The organism is Dorea longicatena, from assembly GCF_025150085.1.
Taxonomy (GTDB): Bacteria; Bacillota; Clostridia; order Lachnospirales; family Lachnospiraceae; genus Dorea_A; species Dorea_A longicatena.
This window is the reverse complement of sequence record NZ_CP102280.1, coordinates 2,816,453-2,838,410: the sequence shown is the minus strand read 5'-3', so window position 1 is coordinate 2,838,410 and position 21,958 is coordinate 2,816,453. Positions and strand designations below refer to the sequence as shown.

The window sequence follows — 21,958 nt, the reverse complement described above, 5'->3', positions numbered from 1 at the left end:
ATAACAATAAGGAGTTTAGTATTGAATTTAGCATTAGACTTTTATATAATAGAGTAATATAGACAGAGGTTTATGGATAACAAGAGTAAAATAATAAAAGGAGTGTATAAGTATGAAGAGGGCGTATGTTAGACCTACTATGGTAGGCGAAAGATTTGTAGCTAATGAGTATGTGGCAGCTTGTGGCGATAAAGGAACGGTGTATAAATTTAAATGTGATGCTGGCGGTGGTAAATCTGGAGATGTATATCTAGAAACTAATGGTAGGAAAGGATTCCAGCCATTGGGCGATACGTATCTAAGTGGGTATCATGCTTGTGGGACAACACATGATGCGAATACTGCAGATGTTTTTTTGGATGGCTATTATGTGAGAAGACTTACTGTGACGCCGGTTAAAGTATGGCGTGGAGAAGATGGTAAGAATACTCATTGTACAACAAACATTCATATGGAAAATTGGGAGAAAGCAAAGTCATAAAAAACAAATCTATATACATATCGAAAAAGAACCGGATTTCCGGTTCTTTTTTAAAATCTACAGGAATTGTTGAGGGTGTAATATGGAATTAATGGAAGATGGAACGACAATAGAGCAACAGATGTTTGCAATGGCGGCAGAGAAGAAAGTGCCGCTATATGGAGTGCTGGAATTGCTGCCGCTTTGTAATCTGAACTGTGATATGTGTTATGTGCGTATGAGCAGAGAAGAGATGGAAGAAGTGGGAAGGCTGCGTACGATGGAAGAATGGACGAAAACGGCAGAAGATATGATGAGAGCCGGGACGTTATTTGTTCTTTTGACAGGTGGAGAACCGCTGTTGTATCCACATTTCCGCGAGTTATATCAAAAACTCCGTGAACTGGGGATGATTATTACGATTAACACGAATGGAACGCTGATCGATGAGGCGTGGGCAGATTTTTTTGCGGAAAATAAACCAAGAAGAATCAATATTACATTATATGGTGCAAGCAATGAGACCTATGAGCGTTTGTGCCATTATCCGGGAGGATTCGATAAGGCGGTGAACGGCATCCGGCTTTTGCGGGAGAGGAACATTGATGTGAAAGTGAATGGAAGTCTTGCAAAGGCGAATGTAGATGACAGAATGAAGATCATAGAGCTTGGTGAATCACTGGATGCTCCGGTGAGGATCGATACTTATATGTATCCGTCCGTGAGAGAACGAAATCATGCCTATAATAATCAGGCCAGACTGGATCCGGAGATGGCGGCAAAAGCAAGAGTGGAAGTTTTGCAAAGAGAGATGGGAGAAGAAGTATTTGCCCAATACCGCAAGATCCGATTAGACGAAGCAGAGAATACTCCGGAAGGAGAGGCCGTTCCGGGACAGATGGCGTGTCGCGCCGGTAAGAGTTCTTTTGTGGTGAACTGGCAGGGCGAGATGCGATCCTGTGTGGTACTGGATAAGCCAAGCATACCGCTTCGGGATGTGGAGTTTGAGGAAGCGTGGAAGTTTACAAAAAAAGAAACAGAGAGTCTTAGAATTTCGGCCAGATGCAGTAGTTGTAAGCTTAGAAAGGTATGTAACACTTGTGTGGCAGCGGCAATTGCGGAGACCGGAAAGGCAGACGGCGTGCCGGAATATCTGTGCAGATACACAGAAGCAACGGTCAGATATCTGAAGGAGACAAGTAAGAAATAGTAAGTATCGTTTTCTTTACTCCATAATTTGAAAATGATATAATAAAAAAGACTATAAATTACAAAGGATGATGAGATGATAGATATACATGCGCATATACTCCCGGGGATTGATGACGGAGCCGAAGATGTGTATGATACGCTGGAGATGGCACGTATGGCAGCAGACAGCGGAGTGGACAAGATCATAGCGACCCCGCATTGCAATATCCCGGGAATGTATGGGAACTATTTCGGAAGAGAATATATTGACAGATATGAAAGTGTGGTCAGAGCGGTCAGAAAAGAGAAGATCCCGATAGAGATCCTGCCGGGAATGGAAGTATTTTCGACAGAAGACCTTCCGGAGCTGATCGTGAATCATAAGATCATGCCGCTTAACCAGAGCCGGTACATACTGATGGAATTTGCATTTGATGAAGATCCTGAATTTGCGGATTCTATTCTGAAGAGAGTTGAAGAAGTCGGAGCAAGACCGGTGATCGCCCATGCGGAAAGGTATGAATTTATACAGGATTATCCGCAGATCGCGTACCGCTGGTTCAGAAAAGGATATGTGATTCAGGCGAATAAGGGAAGCTTCCTCGGAAGATTCGGAGGAGGACCGAAGCGTGCGGCCGACAGTCTTTTGCGGCATAATCTGATTTCTGTGATCGCAAGTGATGCACACAGCCCGCTTCAGAGGACGCCGTATATGATGGATGTGTATGAAGAACTGAGCCGGGAGTATTCCGAGAACCATCTGGATGTGCTGTTTCAGTATAATCCGGCAAGGATCTGTGACAACCGGGAAATCCTGAGATTAGAACCGGTCCCGTATTCCGGACGGCAACAGCTATATTAACAATAAAGGAGAAGAATTATGAGGAGACTAAAAATAGCAGTATGCCTGATATTTGTGGCATCCTGTGTCATATTTGCCGGATATACTGTGAAGTCCAAGATGTTGGAAGACCATACACCGCCGGTGATCACATGCAAGGATAAGACGGTGACACTGAGTGTGCAGACCGATCAGAAGAAGCAGAAGAAAGCACTTCTGAAAGGTGTCAAAGCAGAAGACAACCGTGACGGTGACCTGACATCGTCTGTACGTATCGCGTCGATGTCACATTTTATTGCGCCGGGCAAACGTACCATTACTTATGTGGTATTCGATAAGGCGAACCAGGCAGGAACATTGGAAAGAACCGTGCAGTACGAAGATTACACCCCGCCGAAGATCCATCTGACCGCTCCGCTTCGATATTCGACAACGGAATTGTCAAAGGCGAACCTTACGGAGAATATGACGGCGGAAGATTGTCTTGATGGTGACCTGACCAGTCAGATACGTACCAGTCTGGATGATGGTATGTATAATGCAGCTGCAGGAATTTACAAAGTGACCGTACAGGTAAGTAACAGTGCGGGTGATGTGTGTTCAGTGCCTCTCGAAGTGACCGTAACAGAATCCGGTGACAGACAGGAGCAGATGAAAGAATATCCGGTATTATCGGATTATATCGCATATACAACAGTAGGACATGAAATCGATCCGATGTCTTATGTCAAAGGTATGGAGATGAATGGTGCAACATATACGTATGCGGATGACGGAGAGGCTCTTGCAGGTACAAGAGAAGCGATCAGTGTGAAATCAGAAGTGGATTATTCCAAGGCAGGGGTTTATCCGGTGGAATATTTTTATACGGCAGAAGGAGCACCGACTGCGGTAACAAAGTTATTCGTTGTAGTACAGGACCAGGAAGGAGCGCAGGATGGAGAGTAGTAATAGAAATGACATGCCGGTATTTATGGATAATGATCTGGATCCATATACGCTTGTGCATGATATAGTGTCCAACTGGTGGGTGATTATTCTGGGGGCAATTGCGGGAGCACTTCTGACTTATGTAGTCGTAAGCAGCAGATATGTTCCTGAGTATACAACGCAGGCGACATTTGTAGTGTCATCCAGAGGGGATGCGAATGCATACAGTAATCTGAGTTCGGCCAACACAATGGCGAAGACATTCGAGAAGATATTAAAAAGTAACATCATGGAGAAAAAGATCTGTGAGAAGCTGAAAGTAGAGGAGCTGGATGCAGATATCCATGCGAAGGTGCTGGAAGGGACGAATATGCTGGTCTTAAGTGTGACGGCGGATACACCGAAGGAGTCCATAGACATTATCCGTACGGTCATGGACAACTACAGCAGCGTATCGTTGTATACCGTGGGCAGTGCGGTTATGGATGTGCTGGAGGAGCCGAAGATTCCGTATACACCGGATAATCCGCTGGATGCAGGCAGACAGGCCAAGAAGGGCGGACTTGTGGCAGGAGCACTGGTGCTCATCCTCCTCGGAATGTTCTCTTATATGAAGAATACTATTAAACAGGAGAATGAGATCGAGAAGAAGCTGGATGCCAGAAGTCTCGGAGCCATCAGTTATGAATGGAAATATAAGACGATCCGGGATATATTCCGGCGTAAGAAAAAAGCGATCCTGGTTGATGATCCGGTAGCAAGCTTCCGGTTCGTGGAAAGTTATAAGAAACTGGCGGCCAAGGTAGAATACCGGATGGCAAAGAATGAACAGAAAGTCCTTGTGGTAACCAGTGTATCTGAAAATGAAGGAAAATCTACGGTTGCCGCCAATCTGGCGATCACGCTGGCAGAACAGTCCAAGAGGGTACTGCTGGTAGATGGTGATATCCGAAGACCGTCGCAGTTCCTGATCTTTGGTATGGAGCCAAAAGAGGAGAATGAACTGGGAGAGTATCTGAGAGGAAACGGATCTCTTGCGGATGTCATGGTTCCGTGTACCAGAAAGCATATGTTGTTCATGGGTGGAAAGAACTGCTATTCCTCATCGACAGAGATGCTTAACTCGGATTCGTTTTATAAGCTGATGACGGCATGCAGGAAATTTGTGGATTATGTGATCATTGATACACCACCGGCAGGAATCATCGGAGATGCGCAGATATTTGCACATTGTGCAGATGCGGTTATGATCGTGGCAAAGCAGAATTATATGCTGGCTGAAGACATCAATGAAGTAATGGACGCTTTCCGTGACAAGGAAGGTAAGGTACTGGGAGTTGTACTGAACGGTGTAAGATCGTTCTCCGGCCTGGTGGACAGTCCGGTGGGACATTATTATGGTAAATACAGCAAATACGGACGTTACGGCAATTATGGAAGAAGTAAAGGAATGTAGAGTATATGGGCGATTATAGAGACAAATCAGGAAGTGAACGTGTAGATGCGCCTGAGAAGATTGATCTGACGAATATTATGTTGGATGTTTATCATGGTGTGAAGAGGCTGTGGTGGCTGTTCATCGGGCTTATAATTATTTGCGCAGTACAGTCTTATTTCTCGGTGAGTACCAGTTATCAGTCAAAATATGTGGCATCGGCAACAGTGTCGGTGACATCTGTCGGCGGCATGGACTATGTGAATGCACAGTCTGCCCAGCAGATGGCGGAAGTGTTCCCGTATATTCTTACCAGTGGTGTACTGAAGGATGTAGTTGCTGAGGACATGGGGCTTGATTCTATGCCGGGATCGATCGATGTTAAAGCGGATGACGGAACGAATCTTCTGACAATATCCGTATCGGGAAATGATCCGCAGATGGCATATAAGACGTTAAAATCAGTCATAAAGAATTATCCGAAAGTTGCGGAATTCGTACTTGGAGAGACCAAGCTTACGATTCTGGATGAGACCGGTATCCCGACAGATACCAAACGTGTGGAGGTTATACGTGGATCTTACAAGCGTGGAGCTTTAAAAGGTGCGATCATAGGTTGTGTGATTCTTCTGCTGTATGTGCTTTCCAGAAGGACTGTGAAGTCAAGAAAGGATCTGAAGAAGAATATCAATCTGCAGGATCTGGGAAGTATCCCGTATGTCCGCACGAAAAAGCGTAAAAAAGAGACATTTTATAATTCAGTGAGCCTGTTAAATGAAAGAATCTCCATGAGTTATCTGGAAGCGATAAGAAAGCTTCGTATCCGTATTATGAAAGATGTGGAGAAAAAGGAATACCAGACCCTGCTTGTTACGAGTTCGATCCCGGGAGAAGGTAAGACGACACTTTCGGCGAATCTGGCAATTTCCATTGCACAGCAGGGAAAGAAAGTACTGCTGGTCGACTGTGATCTTAGAAATCCTTCGATTGCAGGAGTGATGAACGAGCAGGAACCACATCCGGGACTTGGCTCGGTTCTTAAGAAAGAAGTGCCGTTATCTGAAGCAATTACCAATGTAAAGCTTCCGAAGGAAAGAACGAATGAGAACGGAAGCCTTCATGTCATTTTCGGCGGCGCACCGGATAGAGAGAATTCGCTGTTGATAGGAAGCGGACGTATGAGAGCACTGATCAAAGATCTGAAGTCAAAATATGACATTATCATCCTGGATACTGCGCCATCCGAACTTCTGGCAGATGCACCGCTTTTGGGCAAATATGTAGATGCGGCCCTTTATGTGATCCGCTATGATTATACGAAGCTTCGCGAGATCAGAGAAGGCGTAGAAAGCCTTGCATTAAGTGGAATCGATATGCTGGGATATGTGTTCAATGGTGATAATTCATCCGGCGGACAAGGATACGGCTATGGATACAGACGTTACGGCAATTACGGCAGTTATGGAAGCCACTACGGAAGTTATGGTAAATACGGAGCTTACGGTCACTATGGCAAGATGGAAAAAGGTTCGACGGACAAGTTTGGCCGTGTGATCAAGGACTAGGGGGACACCGACAGATGAAGTTTTTTCGAAAACACAAAAAACGTAAGATTGCAGGAATTATAATATTATTGATCGTATTGCTGATTGGCGGTATCTACGGGTCGATCTGGTGGAAATTCTACGGGGACTCTGTAGGGGTTGTGTCGGCAGACAAAGTAGATCCGAATGCAAAGAAGGTTAAGATCGCCAAAGAAAAGAGAAAAGACAAGGATGTATATAATGTCCTTCTGGTAGGTACGGATTCCAGAGATCCGGATGCGGACCGGGGACGTTCTGATAGTATGATGATGGTATCCTTTAACAAAAAAGAAGGAAAATCAACAGCAATCTCATTCCTGAGAGACTCGCTGGTTGATATTGACGGACATGGAAAGAGCCGTCTGGGCCATACTTATGCATACGGCGGAGTGGGACTTACGATCAACACGATCAATAAGACATATGATCTTGATATTCAGAATTATATTACGATCAGCTTTGATGATCTGGTAAATGTAATCGATGAGATTGGCGGTGTGACCGTATTCATCAGTGAAGAAGAGGCTGCTTATTACAGAGAGAATGGTATGCCGGATATTCAGGCCGGAGATGTGACACTGACCGGATCCCAGGCACTTGCGCATGCGAGAAACCGTACACTGGGCAATGATTTTGAAAGAACAAGACGTCAGAGAAGTGTAATGTATGGAATCTACCGTAAGATTATGGAGAAGAAGGATCCAAGCGCATTACTGCCTCTGATCAATTACGCTGTAAATCATGTAAAGACGAATATGAGTGTATCGGAGATGTACTCTATGGCAAAAGATGTTCTGTCGGTAGACGATCTGAAGATGCAGCAGACATGCATTCCACAGGACGGAACGTATACAGATATCACTTATGAGGGTATGCAGGTACTGAAGGTTGATTTTGATGCGAATAAAAAGAAGATCGAGCAGTTGTTATATTAAAGGGATTTACAAAAGATGAATATAAGGGGACAGTAAACGGGCGAGTATAATGAAACAGAGCAAGAAAGTTGTGGCCAGGATTATAATATTGATCTTGGCCTTATTTACAGTAATACCGGGAACGGTAAGTCAGAAAGTATATGCGGAACCTGGTGGCAGCGAGAGCAATCAGGCGGCAGACGCATCAAAAGATGATTCCAATAAGAAGGAAGAGAAAAAAGAAGAAGACATGACGCCGGAAGAGCGGGAAAAGAAGGCAGAAGAAGATGCCTATAAGATGGAGATCCAGTCGAACGGTTGGAAGAACTGGCCAAAAGGACCGGGCACATACGGTGAAGCTGCAATCGTGATGGATGCGGGAACAGGAAGCATCTTATATGCGAAAAATATTGATGAACATGAGTACCCGGCAAGTATCACAAAAGTCCTGACCAGTCTTATTGCTTTAAAATACGGCAATCTGTCAGACAAGGTAACATTTTCCAATGACTGCATATCTTTTATGCAGCCGGGAGATTCTTCGGTTGGATTAAAAGAAGGTAATGTGATCTCGCTGGAACAGGCATTATATGCGACGCTGCTTGCCTCAGCGAATGAAGCAGCTTATGCGGTGGCGGAAAATGTCGGGAAAAATGCCGGACATGATTACGACTGGTTCATCCAGCAGATGAACGAAGAATGTAAAAGTCTTGGCGGCAAAAATTCCAATTTCGTCAATGCGAACGGGCTTCATGATGACAATCATTATACATGTGCGCGCGATATGGCTTTGATCGGCAGAGAGATCTGGCGCTATCCGGAATTCCTGAAGATCTGCCAGGAGCAGAGTTATAAGATCCCGGCATCCGATACGACGGAAGAACATGTATTTCCACAGCATCATAAGATGCTGATCAAAGAAAATAAAAATTATTACCAGTATGTGGTTGCAGGAAAGACAGGATATACATCGAATGCATTATCTACGCTGATCACATTGGCCGATAATGGCAATATGAAACTGGTATGTGTCGTACTTCGGACACACGGTGTGAATATATATCCGGATACGAAGAATCTGTTCGAATATGCATTTAACAATTTCCAGAAGATCCAGGTGGCAGATGAGAAGAAACCGGATGAAGTAGAGAAATTTATATCGGCTGCGGATAGCCAGAGTGCTGTATCGGCACAGTCAGATGGAAGTGAGGATACAGAATCCGTGCAGACAGGCGGAAATGAATATCAGCCGTTGGAGGACGGATATGTGATCCTGCCGAAGGATGTATCATACAAAGATATAGATTATGAAATTACGGATGTAGATGAAGATACCGGAGAGGGAACGATCCGGTATATATATGACGGCCATCAGGTTGGAAGTGCAACGGCAGAATTTACGGATAAGTATTTACAGAAAGTAAGCACCAGGAAAGAACGTGTGGACAGTAAGCCGAAGGATGTGGATAATTCCGGTGATTCGAAGAAAAACGGTGGAAAATCAAGTGCAAAGAGTATCTGGAAGAATTTTTTGCAAAAAGTAGAAGCAGTATGGGATTTCGGACAGAAAAAATTTGCCGGAAAATCAAGTACAGAAAAATATATGATCGCCGGAGGATGCGTAGCACTGGTGATTCTGATCTTCAGTCTGATCGTGCTGCTTATACGCCGTAGAAGATAAAAAATAGAAAATATATGAAAAATATGGAGAAAAACCGATTAAAAAAGGTAAAAACCCTTGACGGATTTTAGGATTACTGCATATAATAAGGAATGTGAAAAACGCTGACGAAGACAGTAGGATATAACAGAACGCAGCAGCGAGCCGGGGATGGTGGAAGTCCGGTACAAGTAAGATATATCTGAATATCACTTCTGAGTTGCAGATTTTGAACGGTTTCAGGGTGTGAACAAAAGCCTGACTGCCAAGTAAAAACTGACGGCATTCCTCCGTTACAGGGAAGACATATGATGGTATGTTAGGTGGTTTATAAACGTAAGTACAGCTTTCGTCCTATACAGGGCGGAAGCTTTTTTTATTCTATGTTTTAATTTTATGGAGGTAAATATGTATAAGAAAGTTTCTACGGATCTTAATTTTGTAGACAGAGAAAAACAGACAGAAAAATTCTGGGAAGACAATGACATCTTCAGAAAAAGTATGCGTGACCGTGAAGGCAACGAGATCTATATGTTCTATGACGGCCCTCCGACAGCCAACGGAAAACCGCACATCGGACACGTTCTGACACGTGTTATCAAGGATATGATTCCAAGATACCGTACAATGAAAGGATACGAAGTTCCAAGAAAGGCCGGATGGGATACACACGGACTTCCTGTAGAGCTCGAAGTTGAGAAGCTTCTCGGACTGGACGGAAAAGACCAGATCGAAAAATACGGTATCGAACCATTTATCAAGAAATGTAAAGAAAGCGTATGGAAATACAAAGGTATGTGGGAGGATTTCTCTAATACCGTAGGCTTCTGGGCTGACATGGATGACCCATATGTAACATACGATAACAACTTCATCGAGTCTGAGTGGTGGGCACTCAAGAGAATCTGGGACAAGAAGCTCCTTTACAAAGGATTCAAGATCGTGCCTTACTGCCCTCGTTGTGGAACTCCGCTTTCCGCACAGGAAGTAGCGCAAGGGTATAAAGATGTAAAAGAACGTTCTGCGATCGTTCGTTTCAAAGTAGTAGGAGAGGATGCATACTTCCTCGCATGGACAACAACACCATGGACACTTCCGTCTAACATCGCACTCTGTGTGAACCCGGAAGAAGACTATGCGAAAGTAAAAGCTGCCGACGGATATACTTACTACATGGCAGTAGCTCTTCTTGATACAGTACTTGGAAAACTTGCAGAAGAAGGACAGAAAGCATACGAGATTCTTGAGACATACAAAGGTAAAGATCTCGAATACAAAGAATATGAGCCATTATACCAGTGTGCTTATGACTGCGCTTCTAAGCAGAACAAGAAAGCATTCTTCGTTACATGCGATACTTATGTAACACTGACAGATGGTACCGGTGTTGTTCATATCGCGCCTGCATTTGGTGAAGACGATGCCAAGGTTGGACGTAAGTATGACATGCCATTCGTACAGTTAGTAGACGAAAAAGGTAACATGGGAGAGACGACTCCATTTGCCGGATTATTCGTTAAGAAGGCTGACCCGGAAGTATTAAAAGACCTCGACGGACGTGGACTTCTCTACGATGCACCGAAGTTCGAGCACAGCTATCCACATTGCTGGAGATGTGATACACCACTTATCTACTACGCTCGTGAATCATGGTTCATCAAGATGACAGAAGTAAAAGATGACCTGATCGCTAACAACAACACAATCAACTGGATCCCGGAAAGTATCGGTAAAGGACGTTTCGGCGACTGGATTGAGAATGTTCAGGACTGGGGTATCAGCCGTAACCGTTACTGGGGAACTCCACTGAATATCTGGGAATGTGAGTGCGGACACCAGCATTCGATCGGAAGCATCGAAGAGCTGAAAGAAATGTCTGACAACTGCCCGGATGATATCGAACTTCACCGTCCATACATCGACGATGTAACGATCAAGTGCCCATGCTGCGGCAAACAGATGCACAGAGTACCGGAAGTTATCGACTGCTGGTTCGACAGTGGATCTATGCCATTTGCACAGCACCACTATCCATTTGAGAATAAAGAATTATTTGAAAAGCAGTTCCCTGCAGACTTCATTTCCGAGGCTGTTGACCAGACCCGTGGATGGTTCTACTCACTGCTTGCAATCTCAACACTGATCTTCAACAAAGCGCCATACAAGAACGTTATCGTACTTGGACACGTGCAGGATGAGAACGGTCAGAAGATGAGTAAGTCCAAAGGAAATGCAGTTGATCCATTCGATGCACTGGAGAAATACGGCGCAGATGCGATCCGCTGGTACTTCTATGTCAACAGTGCACCGTGGCTGCCGAACCGTTTCCACGGAAAAGCCGTTGTAGAAGGTCAGAGAAAGTTCATGGGAACATTGTGGAACACATATGCGTTCTTCGTACTGTATGCAAATATCGATGATTTCGATGCAACAAAATATACATTAGATTACGACAAACTGTCTGTTATGGATAAATGGCTTCTGTCTAAGCTGAATTCAGCAATCAAGGCAGTAGACTATGATCTGTCCAACTACAAGATTCCAGAGGCTGCAAAGGCACTTCAGAGCTTCGTAGACGACATGAGTAACTGGTATGTAAGACGAAGCCGTGAACGTTTCTGGGCTAAGGGAATGGAGCAGGATAAGATCAATGCTTACATGACTCTGTACACAGCACTGGTTGAGATCTGCAAGACAGCAGCTCCGATGATCCCGTTCATGACAGAAGAGATCTACCAGAACCTGGTAAGAAGCGTTGATGAAAGCGCACCGGAAAGTATCCACCTGTGTGACTTCCCTGTTGTAAATGAAGCACATATCGATACAGAGCTGGAAGCTAACATGGACAACGTTCTGAAACTGGTTGTTATGGGACGTGCATGCAGAAATACAGCCAACATCAAGAACCGTCAGCCAATCGGACAGATGTATGTAAAAGCTGATTTCGAAATTCCGGAATTTTACAAAGACATCGTAAAAGATGAATTAAATGTAAAGAATGTAACATTTACACAAGATGTTCGTGACTTTACTTCATATACTTTTAAACCTCAGTTAAAGACAGTCGGACCAAAATATGGTAAAATGTTAGGAGGTATTAAAGCAGCACTCGAAAACCTCGAAGGAAATGCAGCAATGGATGAGTTAAATGCTACAGATGCCCTGAAGCTTGATATCAATGGACAGGAAGTGACACTGTTCCGTGAGGACCTGCTGATCGAATCTGCTCAGATGCCGGGATATGTATCTGAGAATGACAACGGAATCACAGTTGTTATGGATACAAACCTTTCCGAAGAACTTCTGGAAGAAGGATTTGTTCGTGAGATCATCAGTAAAGTACAGACCATGCGTAAGGAAGCCGGATTCGAAGTTATGGATAAGATCGCGGTAACTTACGAAGGAACAGAGAAAGCAGAGAAAGTATTTGCAGACAATGCATCTACGATCGCAGATGAGACACTGGCACTGGAAGTTACAAAGACAGCACCTGCCGGTTACACAAAAGAGTGGAAGATCAATGGTGAAGCCGTAACGATTGGTGTAGAGAAGAGATAATCAAAGCCCAGTTTTTAAGAAGGGAAGTAGAAAATGTATAATCCAAGATTTGAAAAAGACGTATTTAAAAGAGATGTGCGGAACAATGTGAAGACATTGTTCCGTAAGGAAGTAGAAGAGGCAACTCCGCAGCAGTTGTTCCAGGCAGTTTCTTATGCTGTAAAGGAAGCCATCATCGATGACTGGCTTGCAACACAGAAACAGTATGAGAAAGACGATCCGAAGACCGTATATTACATGTCCATGGAATTCCTGCTCGGAAGAGCTCTCGGAAACAACCTGATCAACATGACGGCATATAAGGAAGTAAAAGAAGCTCTGGAAGAGATGGGAATCGACCTGAATGTGATCGAGGATCAGGAGCCGGATCCGGCACTTGGTAACGGTGGACTCGGACGTCTGGCAGCATGTTTCCTGGATTCTCTTGCAACACTGGGATATGCATCTTACGGATGCGGTATCCGTTACCGTTATGGTATGTTCAAGCAGAAGATCAGAGACGGCTATCAGGTAGAAGCACCGGATAACTGGCTGAAAGATGGTAATCCGTTTGAGCTTCGTAGACCGGAATATGCGAAAGAAGTACGTTTTGGCGGAAATATCCGTGTGGAATACGATGAGACAGGAAAGACACACTTCGTTCAGGAGAACTATGAATCTGTAATGGCTATCCCTTATGATTATCCGATCGTAGGATACGGCAACCATATCGTGAATACACTTCGTATCTGGGATGCAGAAGCGATCGTAGACTTCCAGTTAGATTCTTTTGACCGTGGAGATTATCACAAAGCCGTTGAGCAGGAGAACCTTGCGAAGAATATCGTAGAAGTGCTTTATCCAAATGATAACCACATCGCAGGAAAAGAACTGAGACTGAAACAGCAGTATTTCTTCGTATCAGCAAGTATCCAGGCTGCAATTACAAAGTTTAAAAAGAAACATGGTGATATCAGTAAACTGCCGGAGAAAGTAACATTCCAGATGAATGATACACATCCGACAGTAGCAGTAGCAGAGCTGATGCGTATTCTTCTTGATGAGGAGAATCTCGGATGGAATGAAGCATGGGATATCACAACAAAATGCTGTGCATATACGAACCATACGATCATGGCAGAAGCACTTGAGAAATGGCCGATCGACCTGTTCTCAAGACTGCTTCCGCGTATTTACCAGATCATCCAGGAAATCGACCGCCGTTTCATCGCGCAGGTAAGAGCAAAGTATCCTGGTAATGAAGAAAAGGTTAAGAAGATGGCAATCCTGATGGACGGCCAGGTGAAGATGGCACACCTTGCAATCGTTGCAGGTTATTCTGTCAATGGTGTTGCAAAGCTGCATACAGAGATTCTGAAGAATCAGGAACTGAAAGACTTCTATCAGATGATGCCGGAGAAGTTCAACAACAAGACAAATGGTATCACACAGAGACGTTTCCTCATGCATGCGAACCCGCTGCTTGCTGACTGGGTAACAGAAAAGCTCGGCACAAAAGAGTGGATTACAGACTTGTCCAAGATGAGCGGATTGAAGGAATGGCTGGATGACGAAGAGGCTCTGAAAGAATTCATGACGATCAAGTTCAAGAACAAAGAACGTCTTGCAGCTTACATCAAAGAGCACAACGGTGTAGAAGTAGATCCAAGATCGATCTTCGACGTACAGGTAAAACGTCTGCACGAGTACAAACGTCAGTTACTGAACATCCTGCATGTAATGTATCTGTACAACCAGATCAAAGAACATCCGGAAATGTCCTTCTATCCTAAGACATATATCTTCGGAGCAAAGGCTTCTGCAGGATATATCCGTGCTAAAGAGATTATCAAACTGATCAACTCTGTTGCGGATGTGATCAACAATGACCGCAGCATCAACGGCAAACTGAAAGTTGTCTTCATCGAAGATTACCGCGTATCCAACGCAGAGCTTATCTTCGCGGCAGCAGACATCAGTGAGCAGATTTCTACAGCTTCCAAAGAAGCTTCCGGAACAGGTAACATGAAGTTCATGATGAACGGTGCACCGACTCTCGGAACAATGGACGGAGCAAACGTAGAGATCGTAGACGAAGTTGGAATCGACAATGCATTTATCTTCGGACTGAGTGCCGACGAAGTTATCAACTACGAGCAGAACGGCGGATATAATCCATATGACATTTACAACAATGATCCGGATATCCACAGAGTGGTAGACCAGATGGTAGACGGAACATATTCTAACGGCGATACAGAGATGTATCGTGACCTTTACAACAGCCTTCTGAATAATCAGGGGGGGTCAAGAGCAGATATGTACTTTATCTTAAAGGACTTCCGTTCTTATGCAGATGCTCAGGCTCGTGCAATGGAAGCTTACAAAGATAAAGAAAAATGGGCTAAGATGGCTCTTAAGAACACTGCTTGTTGTGGTAAATTCTCTGCCGACAGAACAATCCAGGAATATGTAGATGATATCTGGCATCTGGATCATGTTGTGATCGATGAGGATGAATTAGAATATTAAGAGAAGTTGTCAGTGGCAAGTTCTTTTGTATATGAATAATAAGAGAAGCTCTCTCATACATTGAGGTATGGGAGGGCTTTTTTTATGTGGAACAGAAGGTATTATTATAGAGAAAAAATAAAAAAGGCAGCCTGCTGGGCGCTTATCATAATATTATTACCGTATATTGTAACCGTATTTGTAAATGGTCCAAAGATTGTAACTGCATCGAAAGTAGATGAGATGACAATAGATGTAAAGGGCGGTGGGAAGATGCCGGTGGAAAAATATTGCATTGGAATATTGGCGAGGGACATGCCGGCAGAATATGAAGAAGAAGCATTGAAGGCCCAGGCAATCCTGGTGCGGACAGAAGTCTACCGGGCAATCCGGGATGCGGGGGAAGGACAGAAGCTTGAGAAAGAATTCTGGACCGAGAAACAGATGAAGTCGGCGTGGGGGATGCGATATGCAGAAAATTACCGCAAGTTAAAAAATGCGCTGGAATCCACGGCAGGACAAGTGCTATTCTATGAAGACGGTCTGGCGATGACACCATTTTTTAATCTGAGTAATGGATATACCAGGGATGCGAAAGAGGTTCTTGGAAAGGAGGAGTATCCTTATCTGAAGATTGTGGAATGCCCGGAGGATGTGAATGCAGAAGATGAGATACAGACGGTTGTATTGGGAGAAAAAGATATAGGGACGATGGATGTGGAGGTAGTGGAAACAGATTCTGTAGGATATGTATTAAAGATCCGTGTGGGAGATAATACCATCAGCGGGGAAGAATTCCGAAATAAATATAACCTGGCATCCAGCTGTTTTACCCTGCAGCGTTATAACGGCAAATTGCGGGTGACAACAAGAGGAACCGGACATGGGATCGGAATGAGCCAGTATACGGCAAATGAGATGGCAAAGAAGAAAAAAAGCTATAAAAATATTTTAAAATATTTTTTTAATGGAACGGAGATAAAAGAAGTGACAGAAATCGTAAAAGGTGTATAACTATATCACAATCTGGCAAAAATATGGTCAGAGGTGGTGATGAAATGAATAAAAATCAGAAACCGTCAATGTCAAAACGGCGTGCTACCGTAGCAGCAGTATTATGTTTTGTGGCAGCGATTGCAATAGCAGGAACATATACATTTAATGATTACAGAAAAACGCAGAAAAATGAATTGGCGAAGGCGGAAGAAAAGGCGAAACAAGACAGCGAAGCGGCAAAAGAAACCGGAACATCCAAGATTAAAAACGAAGATATGACAAGTGATACGGATGAAAGTGACAGTAACGGAACCGGGAAAGACGGAACAACAACGGGCTCTGGGACAACAGATTCCGGGACAACAGATTCCGGGACAACCGGAACTTCAGGATCCGAAGGAACCGGAACATCCGGATCATCAGGTCATACCGGAACCCAGGCAACGGCAGGAAAAAGTCACAATATCAACTTTACGGAAGACAGTTACATCCTGTGGCCGGTGAACGGAGCTGTGATCATGAGCTACAGCATGGATAAGACAGTATATTTCCAGACGCTGGATCAGTACAAGTATAATCCGGCTGTGATCATCGAAGGCGCAGAAGGCGACCAGGTACTCTGCGGTGCGCCCGGAATCGTCAAGTCGATCGATGTCAGTGCACAGACCGGAACAACGGTTAACGTAGATATCGGAAATGGATATGAGCTGTTATATGGACAGTTGAAAGAAGTCCCGGTGAAAGTTGGGGATTATGTGGAAGCAAAGAGTGTGCTTGGTTATGTGAGTCAGCCGACAAAGTATTACAGCAAAGAAGGCTGTAATGTGTATTTTGAGATGCGAAAAGACGGACAGCCGGTGAATCCGGTGGAGTATACGGCGGATCAGGATTAACAGAAAGGGACCGGAGATTCTTAAGAAATTTTCCGGTCTTTTTTAGCGTTCTGCCGATATCAAAGTATGCGGAAAAATCTATGAACAGGGGATAAAATTGACTTTCCGTGGGATAATGGATAAAATAAAGTGGATTGTTACAGGAAAAATCGGACCGATTGTGGATAAGTGGGGACAACTACATGAATTATACATACATCGTAAAGTGTGCGGACAGTACATTATACACAGGGTGGACAAATGATCTGAATAAGCGGATAAAAGCACATAACAGTGGAAAAGGCGCAAAGTATACAAAGACCAGAAGACCGGTGAAGCTTGTGTATTATGAAGAGCATGAGACAAAAAATGAGGCAATGAGCCGGGAATATGCGATCAAGCATTTGACCAGGAAAGAAAAAGAGATATTGATCAAGGGTAATGGAAACTTATGCGGAAGCTGGATGGTAAAGGGAGATATGATTAAAGCCGGTGAATTTGAGAAGATTAAGAAACTTACACGGGAAGCAAAAGAACTGGCAGAATAAATGAAAAAAGAGCTCGCATCAAGTCGGGAGAGATATTATTTAATATCCCGTGTGTGATGCGGGCTCTTTTTTATCGCCATGTGTTCGAAAGAAGCTGCTAAAGTATGCAAGAGATGTTGCTGGCAGCAAGTTCTCTGTATACCGGAAATATAAGGATAAATGGATATTACTTAAAGTACAAATGCATACATCACTACGAAGTGGCAGGCACTTCCGGCCATTACAAACAGATGAAAGATCTCATGGCTTCCGAAATATTTGTGCTTATTGTTAAAGATTGGAAGCTTCAAAGCATAGATCACGCCGCCAACGGTGTAGATGATACCACCGGCCAGCAGCCATCCGAAAGCTGCCGGGCTTAAGGAATTCAGTAACTGTGTAAATGCCAGGACACAGGTCCAGCCCATGCCGATATAGAGCACGGAAGAAACCCATTTCGGACAGAATACCCAGAATGCTTTGATCAGGATTCCGGCAATGGCAAATGCCCATACGATTGCCAGAAGGATGAGTCCGGTTCTGCCGCCAAGTACCAGCAGACAGATCGGAGTGTAACTTCCGGCAATGAGTACGCTGATCATCATGTGGTCGATTTTTTTAAGGATTGTATTTACTTTTCTGGATTTATCGAATGTATGGTAAGTTGTGCTTGCGGCGTACAGTAAGATCAGGCTTGCCGCATATACAGCAATTGCGATAATGTAAATTTTACTCGGTTCGCGCGCCGCTTTTAAAAGCAATGGAATTGCTGCGAAGATTGCCATCAACATTCCGATAAAATGTGTGATCGCGCTTCCCGGATCTTTAATGTGTTCTTTTAACTGCTCTGCCATAATCATGCACCTCCTGAATGTCGAAAATATGACATGTAGTTTTTAATACTACGTTTGCTATATGTGTATATTATACCCGAAACTGAAAAAAATCAAGTAGAAAAACAAAAATATTTTTAAAATCAAAGTATTATATAAACTGGCCTGTGCGAAAATAGAACAACTGGCTGTATGGACACATCCACTTTCGTGATAATATATTATGCGGTATTAAATTATGGCAGATGAGGGATTCATCTGTTATACACACGATGGAAGTGTGCAGGAAGGGAGAGTACAATGAGTACAAATATAACAGCAGGCAGGACAATGAATGATAATAAAGTAAAGAACCTTGTGATCACGGCATTCTTTACCGCAATTACATTTCTTGGAATTCAGTCGTTCAGGATTCCACTTCCGGCAGCAGTCGGAACACCATTTCTCCATTTTGGACATATATTTGTCGTAATGGGACTGTTACTTCAGGGTGGCAAGAGAGGAGCTGTATCAGGGACACTTGGACTTACAATCTTTGATATGCTGAATGGTTACATGCAGGATGCGCCGAAGACATTTGTGGAGACAGCAGTAAAATGTCTGATCGTCGGAGCACTTTTCATGATGCTTAAGAAGAAAGCAGACGGAGACAAGAAGAAAGAATACGGAGCAGCAGTTGTCTGCGCATTTATCTATGGATGTATCAACGTAATCATGGAATTTACTATGAGCACGATCGCAATGATGATGGTAGGAAGTGGATTTGCAGCAGCTGCAGTGGCAGCATTCACATCACTTCCGGCGACTGTGATCAATGCAGTATTTATGGTGATCGCAATTGCGATTCTGTATCAGCCGGTGAAAAAGATCTATGTGCGCATGGCATAGAAGGGGATATCACAGACTTTTTCCTTTGGAAATTGGCAGATACTTATGAACTATGGTGATATAAAAAGGCAGATATACCTTAAGTGGTGTATCTGCCTTTTGCGATTCTGAATCATTATTTCATCCGGAAGATATCGGAATAAAAATTCTTGTTATATCAGATCGTTCCTATCCAAAATATCTCTTAAGAAGTCCTTCGAATGCTCTTCCGTGACGTGCCTCATCTCTTGCCATCTCATGAACTGTGTCATGGATTGCATCCAGGTTAGCAGCTTTTGCACGTTTTGCAAGGTCGAACTTACCAGCTGTAGCGCCGTTCTCTGCGTCTACACGCATCTCAAGGTTCTTCTTTGTGCTGTCTGTAACAACTTCGCCAAGAAGTTCTGCAAATTTAGCAGCGTGCTCAGCTTCTTCCCATGCAGCTTTTTCATAGTATAATCCAACTTCAGGATATCCTTCTCTGTGAGCAACTCTTGCCATTGCAAGATACATTCCAACCTCTGAACATTCTCCTTCGAAGTTAGCTCTTAAGTCAGCTAAGATGTCTTCGCTTACACCTTTTGCCACACCTACAACGTGCTCAGCAGCCCATTCTCTTTCACCTGTCTGCTCTTTGAACTTGTCAGCGCCTACGCCACATACTGGACATTTCTCCGGTGCAGCTTCTCCTTCATAAACATATCCGCATACTGTACATACAAATTTTTTCATAGTGTTGTTCTCCTTTTCTTTTATAATATTTTTTTTGTTATTGATTGATAAGAGAGTAGTTATAATCTCTTAAGTTGCGCTAAATTAATATTAGTAATTGTTACTGATATTAATTTAGCATAATCTTATGTGTTTGTCAATTAGTTTTTGATAAATTTTATTATTTATTCTCGTTTAATTTTTTTGCACATTCGCCACAGAGACCGTGGAAAAGTGTGGTGTGTGATTCGATGATTCCATCGAAATATTTATTCGCATCTTCATTAATCTTCTGGATATAGGAATCATCCATTTCCAGATCGAATACATTTCCGCAATTGGTGCATACTACATGATAATGAGGTTCGCAGCGTCCATCAAAACGATCGCCGCCATCCGGTGTCGGAATCCGAAGCGCTTCTCCGATATCTGCAAGCAGGTTCAGGTTGCGGTATACGGTTCCGAGGCTGATATTAGGAAATTCTTCTTTAATATGAAGATATACGGTATCAGCAGTCGGATGAGAAGTCGTGTGCATCAGGTAATCTTTTATAGAGGCCCTTTGCTTGCTATATTTTAAACCGGCCATAAATCCTCCCTTCAATAATGATAATAATTACTATAATTGATATATCTTTAGTATAATTCGGATGATATATTTTGTCAATATAAAAGAATGAATGTAACAAAATGTAACAAATAATAAATATAAATCGAATATTAAATGTATTATAATCAAAGAAAACCTTGACAAAACGTGTTGTAATGTTATAATAACAAACGTAACATATGTAACAATTCTGTAATAATTACAAAAGATAAGAAAACATAAAGGAGGGAGTTTATGGATTCTATTCTTAAAAAAGGATTGTTCCTGGTTACTGTGACAGGAGCCATAACGGCGTTTCCGATTATGGCGCAGGCTGCAGATATAGATGATACGCAGGATATGCCGACAGCAGGAATTGAGCAGGTACTTGGAGAATGTTACACGTCAGAGAAGACAATTTCGGTAAAGGATTACCTTGTACCGACACAAAAGGGAGAGTATTTAGATATGGCATTCGCCAATGTACAGTCATTTCTTTATATAAGAAGTGAACCGACGACAGAAAGCGAATGGGTCGGAAAATTATATCCGGATTACGCGGCAAAAATCATAGGCCCGGTAGGAGAATGGACGAAAGTGCAGTCGGGTAATGTCACCGGATATGTATATTCCGAGTATATAACAGTAGGAAATGAAGCACAGAAAAAAGCAGAAGAACTTGTGCAGAAGAAGGATACGGAAAATGCTAAGGAAGCATTTACGTATGCAGAATCAAAAGAAGAAGAGGCCGCAAGGCTTCAAAAAGAGGCAGAACAAAAAGCCGAGGAGGAGAAAAAGGCAGCAGAAGAAGCGGCCAAACAACAGGAAGAACAACAGACGCAGGCGGCACAGACCGGACAGGCTATTGTAGATTATGCATGCCAGTTTATCGGTAATCCGTATGTATGGGGAGGTACAAGCCTGACAAACGGAGCGGATTGTTCGGGATTCGTACAGTCGGTATTTGCACACTTTGGAATTTCTCTTCCGCGTACGACGTGGGATATGGAGAATGTAGGAACTGCGGTAAGTTACGATCAGGCTGTTGCGGGAGACATTATTCTATATGACGGACATGTTGGAATTTATATGGGAAATGGGCAGATCGTAAATGCAATTAACAGTGCAAAAGGGATAGGAATTTTGCCGGCAACATATACGAATATTGTTACGGTGAGACGACTGGTATAACAGAAACGGACGGGAGATTTTAAAATATTTTTGCGAATCTTTCGTCCCTTTTTGGTTATCCACACTATCCACATAAATTTAGAGTTATCCACAATGTACAAAATCCACAAAAATCGACACTTTTCATCGAACGTAAAAAATCTTAAAAAATATGGTGGAAAAAGTTATCCACACAAAAAAACAGGAAAAATGTAGAAAAATGGGGATTTCCACAAAGTTATCCACGTTATCCACACCCAAAGTGGGAAAAACGGGGGATTACTCGGGGATAGAAAAAGAACGAACGTTTTGTAGACTTGTTATAAAAATG

The 21,958-nt window shown here is 43.3% G+C and carries 17 protein-coding genes and 1 pseudogene; 15 read left to right on the top strand and 3 right to left on the bottom strand.

What is annotated here, in order from left to right:
* Positions 1–112: 112 nt before the first annotated feature.
* The 13 genes and pseudogenes from NQ508_RS13625 to NQ508_RS13565 form a co-directional block, all read left to right on the top strand.
* Entirely contained in the window at positions 113–481 is a 369-nt protein-coding gene (locus NQ508_RS13625) for a hypothetical protein (RefSeq protein ID WP_006427215.1), read from the top strand.
* An 82-nt stretch (positions 482–563) separates the two neighbouring features.
* Entirely contained in the window at positions 564–1,670 is a 1,107-nt protein-coding gene (locus NQ508_RS13620; RefSeq protein ID WP_006427216.1) for a radical SAM/SPASM domain-containing protein, read from the top strand.
* A gap of 75 nt (positions 1,671–1,745) precedes the next feature.
* Complete coding sequence (locus NQ508_RS13615) at positions 1,746–2,513, top strand: tyrosine-protein phosphatase (protein WP_006427217.1); 768 nt, start codon at positions 1,746–1,748, stop codon at positions 2,511–2,513.
* Between the two features lie 18 nt (positions 2,514–2,531).
* On the top strand, positions 2,532–3,440 hold the full coding sequence (locus tag NQ508_RS13610) for an HYR domain-containing protein (protein WP_006427218.1): 909 nt from the start codon (positions 2,532–2,534) through the stop codon (positions 3,438–3,440).
* The gene (locus tag NQ508_RS13605) at positions 3,430–4,878 is read left to right on the top strand and encodes a polysaccharide biosynthesis tyrosine autokinase (protein ID WP_006427219.1); all 1,449 of its coding nucleotides are present in this window, start codon (positions 3,430–3,432) and stop codon (positions 4,876–4,878) included. The genes NQ508_RS13610 and NQ508_RS13605 overlap by 11 nt, the downstream gene beginning before the upstream one ends.
* 5 nt (positions 4,879–4,883) lie before the next feature.
* On the top strand, positions 4,884–6,422 hold the full coding sequence (locus NQ508_RS13600; protein ID WP_006427220.1) for a tyrosine-protein kinase domain-containing protein: 1,539 nt from the start codon (positions 4,884–4,886) through the stop codon (positions 6,420–6,422).
* Between the two features lie 14 nt (positions 6,423–6,436).
* Complete coding sequence (locus NQ508_RS13595) at positions 6,437–7,375, top strand: LCP family protein (protein ID WP_006427221.1); 939 nt, start codon at positions 6,437–6,439, stop codon at positions 7,373–7,375.
* Between the two features lie 49 nt (positions 7,376–7,424).
* Positions 7,425–9,035, top strand: coding sequence for a D-alanyl-D-alanine carboxypeptidase family protein (locus NQ508_RS13590; protein ID WP_006427222.1), 1,611 nt, complete (start codon positions 7,425–7,427; stop codon positions 9,033–9,035).
* Positions 9,036–9,422: 387 nt separating this feature from the next.
* Positions 9,423–12,572: an isoleucine--tRNA ligase gene (gene ileS, locus NQ508_RS13585; RefSeq protein ID WP_044919824.1), complete on the top strand. Its 3,150-nt coding sequence runs from the start codon at positions 9,423–9,425 to the stop codon at positions 12,570–12,572.
* Between the two features lie 33 nt (positions 12,573–12,605).
* Positions 12,606–15,083: a glycogen/starch/alpha-glucan phosphorylase gene (locus NQ508_RS13580; RefSeq protein ID WP_006427224.1), complete on the top strand. Its 2,478-nt coding sequence runs from the start codon at positions 12,606–12,608 to the stop codon at positions 15,081–15,083.
* An 84-nt stretch (positions 15,084–15,167) separates the two neighbouring features.
* Positions 15,168–16,076 carry a SpoIID/LytB domain-containing protein gene (locus NQ508_RS13575; RefSeq protein WP_006427225.1) on the top strand — a complete coding sequence of 303 codons (909 nt, stop codon included), beginning with the start codon at positions 15,168–15,170 and terminating at the stop codon, positions 16,074–16,076.
* Positions 16,077–16,120: 44 nt separating this feature from the next.
* On the top strand, positions 16,121–16,951 hold the full coding sequence (locus NQ508_RS13570) for a M23 family metallopeptidase (protein ID WP_022416416.1): 831 nt from the start codon (positions 16,121–16,123) through the stop codon (positions 16,949–16,951).
* Positions 16,952–17,133: 182 nt separating this feature from the next.
* Positions 17,134–17,367: pseudogene (locus NQ508_RS13565) on the top strand (GIY-YIG nuclease family protein); the annotation flags it as partial.
* Between the two features lie 281 nt (positions 17,368–17,648).
* Here NQ508_RS13565 and trhA read toward each other — a convergent pair.
* Positions 17,649–18,311, bottom strand: coding sequence for a PAQR family membrane homeostasis protein TrhA (trhA, locus tag NQ508_RS13560; RefSeq protein ID WP_022416418.1), 663 nt, complete (start codon positions 18,309–18,311; stop codon positions 17,649–17,651).
* Positions 18,312–18,590: 279 nt separating this feature from the next.
* Between trhA and NQ508_RS13555 the strand changes: the two genes are divergently transcribed.
* Positions 18,591–19,178: an ECF transporter S component gene (locus tag NQ508_RS13555; RefSeq protein WP_006427229.1), complete on the top strand. Its 588-nt coding sequence runs from the start codon at positions 18,591–18,593 to the stop codon at positions 19,176–19,178.
* A 168-nt stretch (positions 19,179–19,346) separates the two neighbouring features.
* On the opposite strand, the gene NQ508_RS13550 is transcribed toward NQ508_RS13555, so the two are convergent.
* Both NQ508_RS13550 and NQ508_RS13545 read right to left on the bottom strand, forming a co-directional pair.
* Positions 19,347–19,889, bottom strand: coding sequence for an NADH peroxidase (locus NQ508_RS13550; RefSeq protein WP_006427230.1), 543 nt, complete (start codon positions 19,887–19,889; stop codon positions 19,347–19,349).
* A gap of 160 nt (positions 19,890–20,049) precedes the next feature.
* Complete coding sequence (locus tag NQ508_RS13545; RefSeq protein ID WP_006427231.1) at positions 20,050–20,457, bottom strand: Fur family transcriptional regulator; 408 nt, start codon at positions 20,455–20,457, stop codon at positions 20,050–20,052.
* 255 nt (positions 20,458–20,712) lie between these two features.
* Here NQ508_RS13545 and NQ508_RS13540 point away from each other — a divergent pair, with 255 nt between their 5' ends.
* Positions 20,713–21,648, top strand: a complete 936-nt coding sequence (locus tag NQ508_RS13540; RefSeq protein ID WP_006427232.1) for a C40 family peptidase — start codon at positions 20,713–20,715, stop codon at positions 21,646–21,648.
* Positions 21,649–21,958: the final 310 nt, after the last annotated feature.

What these genes read in the sequence shown, in the direction of transcription:
- NQ508_RS13625 (WP_006427215.1), top strand. Translation starts at nt 113, where the DNA reads ATGAAGAGGGCGTATGTTAGACCTACTATGGTAGGCGAAAGATTTGTA.
- NQ508_RS13620 (WP_006427216.1), top strand. Translation starts at nt 564, where the DNA reads ATGGAATTAATGGAAGATGGAACGACAATAGAGCAACAGATGTTTGCA.
- NQ508_RS13615 (WP_006427217.1), top strand. Translation starts at nt 1,746, where the DNA reads ATGATAGATATACATGCGCATATACTCCCGGGGATTGATGACGGAGCC.
- NQ508_RS13610 (WP_006427218.1), top strand. Translation starts at nt 2,532, where the DNA reads ATGAGGAGACTAAAAATAGCAGTATGCCTGATATTTGTGGCATCCTGT.
- NQ508_RS13605 (WP_006427219.1), top strand. Translation starts at nt 3,430, where the DNA reads ATGGAGAGTAGTAATAGAAATGACATGCCGGTATTTATGGATAATGAT.
- NQ508_RS13600 (WP_006427220.1), top strand. Translation starts at nt 4,884, where the DNA reads ATGGGCGATTATAGAGACAAATCAGGAAGTGAACGTGTAGATGCGCCT.
- NQ508_RS13595 (WP_006427221.1), top strand. Translation starts at nt 6,437, where the DNA reads ATGAAGTTTTTTCGAAAACACAAAAAACGTAAGATTGCAGGAATTATA.
- NQ508_RS13590 (WP_006427222.1), top strand. Translation starts at nt 7,425, where the DNA reads ATGAAACAGAGCAAGAAAGTTGTGGCCAGGATTATAATATTGATCTTG.
- ileS (WP_044919824.1), top strand. Translation starts at nt 9,423, where the DNA reads ATGTATAAGAAAGTTTCTACGGATCTTAATTTTGTAGACAGAGAAAAA.
- NQ508_RS13580 (WP_006427224.1), top strand. Translation starts at nt 12,606, where the DNA reads ATGTATAATCCAAGATTTGAAAAAGACGTATTTAAAAGAGATGTGCGG.
- NQ508_RS13575 (WP_006427225.1), top strand. Translation starts at nt 15,168, where the DNA reads ATGTGGAACAGAAGGTATTATTATAGAGAAAAAATAAAAAAGGCAGCC.
- NQ508_RS13570 (WP_022416416.1), top strand. Translation starts at nt 16,121, where the DNA reads ATGAATAAAAATCAGAAACCGTCAATGTCAAAACGGCGTGCTACCGTA.
- trhA (WP_022416418.1), bottom strand. Translation starts at nt 18,311, where the DNA reads ATGGCAGAGCAGTTAAAAGAACACATTAAAGATCCGGGAAGCGCGATC.
- NQ508_RS13555 (WP_006427229.1), top strand. Translation starts at nt 18,591, where the DNA reads ATGAGTACAAATATAACAGCAGGCAGGACAATGAATGATAATAAAGTA.
- NQ508_RS13550 (WP_006427230.1), bottom strand. Translation starts at nt 19,889, where the DNA reads ATGAAAAAATTTGTATGTACAGTATGCGGATATGTTTATGAAGGAGAA.
- NQ508_RS13545 (WP_006427231.1), bottom strand. Translation starts at nt 20,457, where the DNA reads ATGGCCGGTTTAAAATATAGCAAGCAAAGGGCCTCTATAAAAGATTAC.
- NQ508_RS13540 (WP_006427232.1), top strand. Translation starts at nt 20,713, where the DNA reads ATGGATTCTATTCTTAAAAAAGGATTGTTCCTGGTTACTGTGACAGGA.